Genomic DNA, 6,080 nt, shown 5'->3' with positions numbered 1-6,080 from the left:
GCGTCGAGGCCGCGGTGGGCGTCGCCTCGGTCGCGGAGGCCGGGGCCCTGGCCGCCGCCGGGCCGGGGTCCACCCTTCTGCTGCCGCGCCGTTCCACCCCGCGCGCCACCTGCGCGCTGGCGATTTCTGGGGATTGTTTCGCATGACCGTGCATTTCATCGGCGCCGGACCGGGCGCGCCCGACCTGCTGACCCTGCGCGGGCGCGACCTGATCGCGTCCTGCCCGGTCTGCCTCTACGCCGGGTCCCTGGTGCCGAAGGAGATCATCGCCCACGCCCCGCCGGGCGCCCGGATCGTGGACACCGCCCCGATGACGCTCGACCAGATCGTCGCCGAGTTCAAGGCGGCGCACGCGGCCGGGCAGGACGTGGCGCGGCTGCATTCCGGCGACCTGTCGGTCTACAGCGCGCTCGGCGAGCAGACGCGGGCGCTGCGGGAGCTGGGCATCCCCTACGACATCACGCCGGGCGTGCCGGCCTTCGCCGCCGCCTCCGCCGCGCTGGGGCGGGAGCTGACCCTGCCGGAGGTCAGCCAGACGCTGATTTTGACACGCACGGAGGGCCGCGCCTCGGCCATGCCGGCGAACGAGACTCTGGAAGTGCTGGGACGGTCGGGCGCCACGCTGGCCATCCACCTGTCGATCCACGTCATCGACCGGGTGGTGGAGCGGCTGGCCCCGCTCTACGGCGCGGACTGCCCGGCGGCGGTGGTCTACCGGGCGACCTGGCCGGACGAGCGGGTGCTGCGCGGCACGCTGGCCGACATCGCCGCCAAGGTGGCGGACTCGCCCATGGAGCGCACCGCCCTGATCCTGGTCGGCCCGGCGCTGGGGGTGGAGGATTTCCGGTGCAGCGCGCTCTACGACGGGTCGCACGTGCGCCGCTACCGGGGGTTGGGGGAGTGAGGGGACTGGGGGGCGCTCCAGCCGGACGCACCGACGATGTTGCCCTGCCGGTCGGTGACCAGCACCTCCACCGCCACGGGGGCGCCGTCCAGCACGTCCAGCGCCGTGCGCTGCGCCAGCGCCGCCACGCGGTCGGCCAGCGGCAGGCCGGCGGCCTTCGCGATGGTCAGGAGCTGTGCCGCGGTGTTGGCGTTGCGGGCCTCCGCCACGCGGTCCGGGGCGGCGCCCAGCTCGGCCATGCGGTCGGCCAGCCAGTCGAGATCGACGCTGCCGCGTTTGGAATGCAGGTCCAGCAGGCCGCGCGCCAGCTTGCCGAACTTGGCGAAGCCGCCGCACAGCGTCAGGCGCGGGATCGGGTTGCGGCGCAGGTACTTCAGCGTGCCCCCCGCGAAATCGCCCATGTCGAGCAGGGCGTGCTCCGGCAGGCCGTAGCGCGCGGCGACCGCCTTTTCCGAGGTGTCGCCGGTGCAGGCCGCGACGTGGCCCAGCCCCGCCGCCCGCGCGACATCGACGCCGCGCTGGATGGAGGCGATCCAGGCCGCACAGGAATAGGGCACGACGATCCCCGTCGTCCCCAGGATCGACAGGCCGCCGAGAATCCCCAGCCGCGGGTTCATGGTGCGGCGGGCCAGCGCCTCGCCATTCTCCACGGAGACTTCGACCACGATGTCGGGGGCCTCGCCGGCCAGCGCGGCGGCCTCCTCGACCGCGCGGCGGATCATGGCCCGCGGGACCGGGTTGATGGCCGGCTCACCCACCGGAACCGGCAGGCCGGGGCGGGTCACGGTGCCGACCCCTTCCCCCGCCCGGAAGACGACGCCCTGGCCGGGCTCGGCGCGGCTGACGCGGGCGCGGATCAGCGCGCCGTGGGTCACGTCCGGGTCGTCGCCCGCGTCCTTCACCACGCCCGCCGCCGCCCAGCCGTCGCCGCGATCGGTCCAGGCGAGCGCGAAGGCTGGCGTCTGGCCGCCGGGCAGGGTTACCGTCACCGGATCGGGAAAGGCGCCGGACATCAGCGCCCCGCAGGCCGCCCGCGCGGCGGCGGTGGCGCAGGTGCCCGTCGTCCAGCCCCGCCGCAGCGCCTTGCCGTCGCCGTGCTCCACACCGCCGTCCACACCGTTTTCCGTCGCTGAGTGCTCGTCCATGACCGCAGAGCCGTCGCCCGACTCCCTTTCTCTTCCTCTGGAACTTTCTCTTCCTCTGGAGCTGGCCGATTTCCGGCCCGGCAGCGTGTGGCTGGCGGGGGCCGGTCCCGGCGATCCCGGCCTGCTGACCCTGCTCGCCCTGCAAGGTCTAAGGCAAGCCGACGTGATCGTCCACGACGCGCTGGTCGGTGAACGGATCATGGCGCTCGCCTCGCCCTCGGCAAGGCTGGAATTCGCCGGCAAGCGCGGCGGGCGGCCCTCCGCCCATCAGGACGACATCACCAACCGCCTGATCGAGCTGGCGCGCGAGGGGCACCGCGTGCTGCGGCTGAAGGGCGGCGACCCCTTCGTCTTCGGGCGCGGCGGTGAGGAGGCGCAGGCGCTGGCCGAGCAGGGCATCCCCTTCCGCATCATCCCCGGCATCACCGCGGGCATCGCCGGCCCGGCCTACGCCGGCATCCCGGCGACCCACCGCACGGCGAACCAGGCGGTGATCCTGGCGACCGGCCACAGCTGCGCCGGGGGGCCGGACTGGAAGGCGCTGGCCGCGACCGGCGCACCGCTGATCCTCTACATGGCCTGGAAGGGCCTGCCCGGCATCGCCGCGGCGCTGATGGAGGGCGGCCTGCCCGCCGACACGCCGGTCGGCGTGGTCACCGACGCGACGACCGAGCGGCAGCGCGTGCTGGTCACCGCGCTCGGCACCTGCGTGGCCGACCTGGAGGCGAGCGGGCTGGAGCCGCCGGCCATCATCGTGATCGGCGAGGTGGTGCGGCTGCGCCCCGTGCTGGAGTGGCTTCCCAAGGAGGCTCCCCATGGCTGAGGCGGCGCCGCGCGGGCTGATCGTCGGGGCGCCGGCGTCCGGCACCGGCAAGACCACCGTCACGCTGGGGCTGCTGGTGGCGCTGAAGGCGCGCGGCCTGCGCGTGGGCGCGGTGAAGGCGGGGCCGGACTACATCGACCCGGCCTTCCATCAGGCGGCGACCGGGCGGCCCAGCGTCAACCTCGACAACTGGGCGATGGGGCCGGACCTGCTGGATTCGCTGGCCCGCCGCGCCGGGGAGGGCACCGACCTGCTGGTCTGCGAGGCGCTGATGGGCCTGTTCGACGGGGTGGCGGGCGTCGGGGCGACCGGCACCGGAGCGACATCGGAACTCGCCGCGCGCACCGGCTGGCCGGTGATCCTGGTGGTGAACGCCAAGGGCCAGTCGCAGTCCGCCGCCGCGTTGGTCAAGGGCTTCGCCACCTACCGCGAGGATGTGCGGATCGGCGGGGTGATCCTGAACAACATCGCCAGCCCGCGCCACCTCGCCCTGGCCGGCGGCGCCATCGAGGCGCTGGGCATCCCCGTCCTCGGTTCCCTGCCCCGCACCCCCGACGTGATCCTGCCCGAACGCCATCTGGGGCTGATCCAGGCGGAGGAGACGGCGGACCTTCAGGAGCGGCTGGCGGCGCTGGGCCGCTTCATCGCGCAGCATGTGGACCTCGACCGGGTGGCGGCGCTCGCCGCTCCCTCCCGCGCGCCGGAGGGGCGTTTCGCCCCCGCCCTGCCGCCGCTGGGCCAGCGCATCGCCATCGCGCGGGACGCCGCCTTCACCTTCGTCTACCCGCATCTGCTGGAGGGCTGGCGCGCCGCGGGGGCCGAGGTGACCCATTTCTCCCCCCTGGCCGACGAAGCGCCGCCGGACGATGCCGACGCCGTGTATCTGCCCGGCGGCTACCCGGAACTGCACGCCGGGCGCCTCGCCGCCGCCGGGCGCTTCCGGGAAGGCATGCACCGCTTCGCCGCCCTGGGGCGCCCGGTCTATGGCGAATGCGGTGGCTACATGGTGTTGGGCGAGTCGCTGGAGGACGCGGCGGGCACCACCCACCCGATGCTGGGCCTGCTGGGGGTGCGCACCTCCTTCGCCAAGCGGAAGCTGCATCTGGGCTACCGCCGCGCCGTCCTGCTGGGCGACACGCCGCTGGGCCGGGCCGGCACGGCGCTGCGCGGGCACGAGTTCCATTACGCCTCGATCCTCGACCGGGGGGCCGACGAGCCGCTGGTCACCGCCACGGCGGCGGACGGGTCGGACCTCGGGCCGCTCGGCGGGCGGCGGGGTGGCGTCCTCGCCTCCTTCTTCCATGTGATCGCGGCGGCCCCGGACCGGGAAGGACCATGAGCGAGCACGCCTTTTCGCCGGAGGAGCGGGACGCGCTCTACAAGGCGATCTTCTCCCGCCGCGACGTGCGCGGGCAGTTCGCCCCCGATCCGGTGCCGGAGGAGGTGCTGACCCGCGTCCTGACCGCCGCGCATCACGCGCCGTCGGTGGGCTTCATGCAGCCCTGGAACTTCATCGTCGTCCAGGACCCGGCGGTGAAGGCCCGCGTGCACGCCGACTTCTCCCAGGCCAACGAGGAGGCCGCCGCCCTCTTCACCGGGGAACGCAAGGCGCTCTACAGCCGCCTGAAGCTGGAAGGCATCCGCGAGGCGCCGGTGAACCTCTGCATCACCTGCGACCGGGAACGCTCCGGCCCGGTGGTGCTGGGGCGGACGCACATACCCACCATGGACCTCTATTCCTGCGTCTGCGCAGTCCAGAACCTGTGGCTGGCCGCAAGGGCGGAGGGGCTGGGCGTCGGCTGGGTCAGCATCCTGCACGAGGACCGGCTGCGCGAGGCGCTGGGCATCCCGCAGCGGATCGTGCCCGTCGCCTATCTGTGCCTGGGCTACGTCTCGCATTTCCACGAGACGCCGGAACTGGAGAAGGCCGGCTGGCGGAACCGGCTTCCCCTGGAGGACCTCGTCTTCCGCGACCGCTGGGGCGGGGACGAGTAGAACCGCGGCGTCAGGCCCCGAAGCCGCCGTCGATGGTCTGGAACGAGCCGGTGATCATCGCGCCGTGCGGGCCGGCGACGAAGGCGGTCAGTTCTGCGACCTCGCTGGCGTGGGCGTGGCGCTTGATCGCCATGAAGCCGTGCATGGCCGCGGCCATCGGGCCGTCGGCGGGGTTCATGTCGCTGTCGGTCGGCCCCGGCTGGATGGCGTTGACGGTGATTCCGCGATCCCCGAAGTCCCGCGCCAGCCCGCGCACCATGCCCTGGACCGCCGATTTGGTGAGCGCGTAGGCCGCCCCGCCCGCGAAGGGCATGCGGTCGCCGTTGACCGACCCGATCACGATGATCCGCCCCGGCCCCGTCATGTGGCGCGCCGCCTCGACCGCGGCGTGGTAGGGCCCGCGGACGTTGATGTCGATCATGCGGTCCACGGCGTCGGGGTCGAGGGTCAGCGGATCGCCGATCATCGCGACCCCGGCGTTGACGACCAGCACGTCCAGAGCGCCCCGCCCGGCCACCGTGGCGACCAGCGCATCGCGGTCGGCGCTGTCGGCGCGGATCGCCTCCGCCCCGGTTTCGGCGGCCAGCGCCGCGGCGGCCTCCGCCGACCCGGCGTAGGTGAAGGCGACCCGCCCGCCACCCGCCGCGAAGCGCTGCACGATGGCCTTGCCGATGCCCCGGCTGCCGCCCAGCACCAGAATGTTCTTTCCCGCAAAGTCGGTCATGACCGGTTCCTTGAATTAATGTAGTGATCGCTATATAAAATCAGGGCAGGGCATCGCGCAAGGACTTTTTATAGTGACCGCTACAGAAAAATCGGAGCCGCGGGGGCGGCGGCGTTCCTTCGATGTGGACGAGGCGGTGGAGACGGCGATGCGGCTGTTCCACGCCCGCGGCTACGACGCGGTCGGCGTGGCCGAGCTGGGCGCCGAGCTGGGCATCAAGCCGCCGAGCTTCTACGCGGCCTTCGGCAGCAAGGCCGGGCTGTTCGAACGGGCGCTGCGGCGCTACGCGGCGGGGGACGCCAACGTCTTCGAACGGGCGCGGGCGGAAGGCGGCGGCGTGGCCGACGTGATCGGGCGGACGCTGGCGCTCGCGGCGGTGCTTTACCCGTCCTGCGGCGGGGCGGCGGGGTGCCTCGTGCTCGACGGGGCGCGCAACAGCGCCGACCCGGAGGCGCGGGCCCGCCGCGCCCCGGTCGCACGGCCTGGAAA

Annotated in this window: 8 protein-coding genes; 6 read left to right on the top strand and 2 right to left on the bottom strand. The window is 73.5% G+C overall.

Translation table 11 applies throughout. The annotated features are described in order from the left end of the window. Positions 1–14: 14 nt before the first annotated feature. Positions 15–146, top strand: coding sequence for a hypothetical protein (locus QSG27_RS27150; RefSeq protein ID WP_407653278.1), 132 nt, complete (start codon positions 15–17; stop codon positions 144–146). Next, entirely contained in the window at positions 143–904 is a 762-nt protein-coding gene (gene cobM, locus QSG27_RS27145) for a precorrin-4 C(11)-methyltransferase (protein ID WP_306711727.1), read from the top strand. Before QSG27_RS27150 ends, cobM begins: the two co-directional genes overlap by 4 nt. Here the strand turns inward: cobM and QSG27_RS27140 are convergent. Then, positions 883–2,049 (bottom strand): cobalt-precorrin-5B (C(1))-methyltransferase, encoded by a 1,167-nt coding sequence (locus QSG27_RS27140; protein ID WP_306711725.1) that lies wholly within the window; start codon positions 2,047–2,049, stop codon positions 883–885. The genes cobM and QSG27_RS27140 overlap by 22 nt on opposite strands. Here QSG27_RS27140 and cobA point away from each other — a divergent pair. Genes cobA through bluB form a run of 3 tightly spaced genes read left to right on the top strand, consistent with a single transcriptional unit; the run spans position 2,048 to position 4,867 of the window. After that, positions 2,048–2,872, top strand: coding sequence for a uroporphyrinogen-III C-methyltransferase (cobA, locus tag QSG27_RS27135; protein ID WP_306711723.1), 825 nt, complete (start codon positions 2,048–2,050; stop codon positions 2,870–2,872). The two genes, QSG27_RS27140 and cobA, sit on opposite strands and share 2 nt — an antisense overlap. After that, complete coding sequence (locus QSG27_RS27130) at positions 2,865–4,211, top strand: cobyrinate a,c-diamide synthase (protein ID WP_306711721.1); 1,347 nt, start codon at positions 2,865–2,867, stop codon at positions 4,209–4,211. The genes cobA and QSG27_RS27130 overlap by 8 nt, the downstream gene beginning before the upstream one ends. Then, positions 4,208–4,867 carry a 5,6-dimethylbenzimidazole synthase gene (gene bluB / locus QSG27_RS27125; protein ID WP_306711719.1) on the top strand — a complete coding sequence of 220 codons (660 nt, stop codon included), beginning with the start codon at positions 4,208–4,210 and terminating at the stop codon, positions 4,865–4,867. Before QSG27_RS27130 ends, bluB begins: the two co-directional genes overlap by 4 nt. 10 nt (positions 4,868–4,877) lie before the next feature. Here the strand turns inward: bluB and bdcA are convergent, their stop codons facing one another. Beyond that, on the bottom strand, positions 4,878–5,591 hold the full coding sequence (gene bdcA / locus QSG27_RS27120; protein WP_306711717.1) for an SDR family oxidoreductase: 714 nt from the start codon (positions 5,589–5,591) through the stop codon (positions 4,878–4,880). A gap of 73 nt (positions 5,592–5,664) precedes the next feature. On the opposite strand from bdcA, the gene QSG27_RS27115 reads away from it, so the two are divergent. Further along, positions 5,665–6,080, top strand: a 416-nt coding sequence (locus QSG27_RS27115) for a TetR/AcrR family transcriptional regulator (RefSeq protein WP_306711715.1), incomplete at its 3' end; no start/stop codon positions are given.

The sequence above is a fragment of the Azospirillum isscasi genome, assembly GCF_030849505.1.
Lineage (GTDB): Bacteria > Pseudomonadota > Alphaproteobacteria > Azospirillales > Azospirillaceae > Azospirillum > Azospirillum isscasi.
Note: the sequence above shows the minus strand (reverse complement) of the source record. Positions and strands in the feature narration are given on the sequence as shown.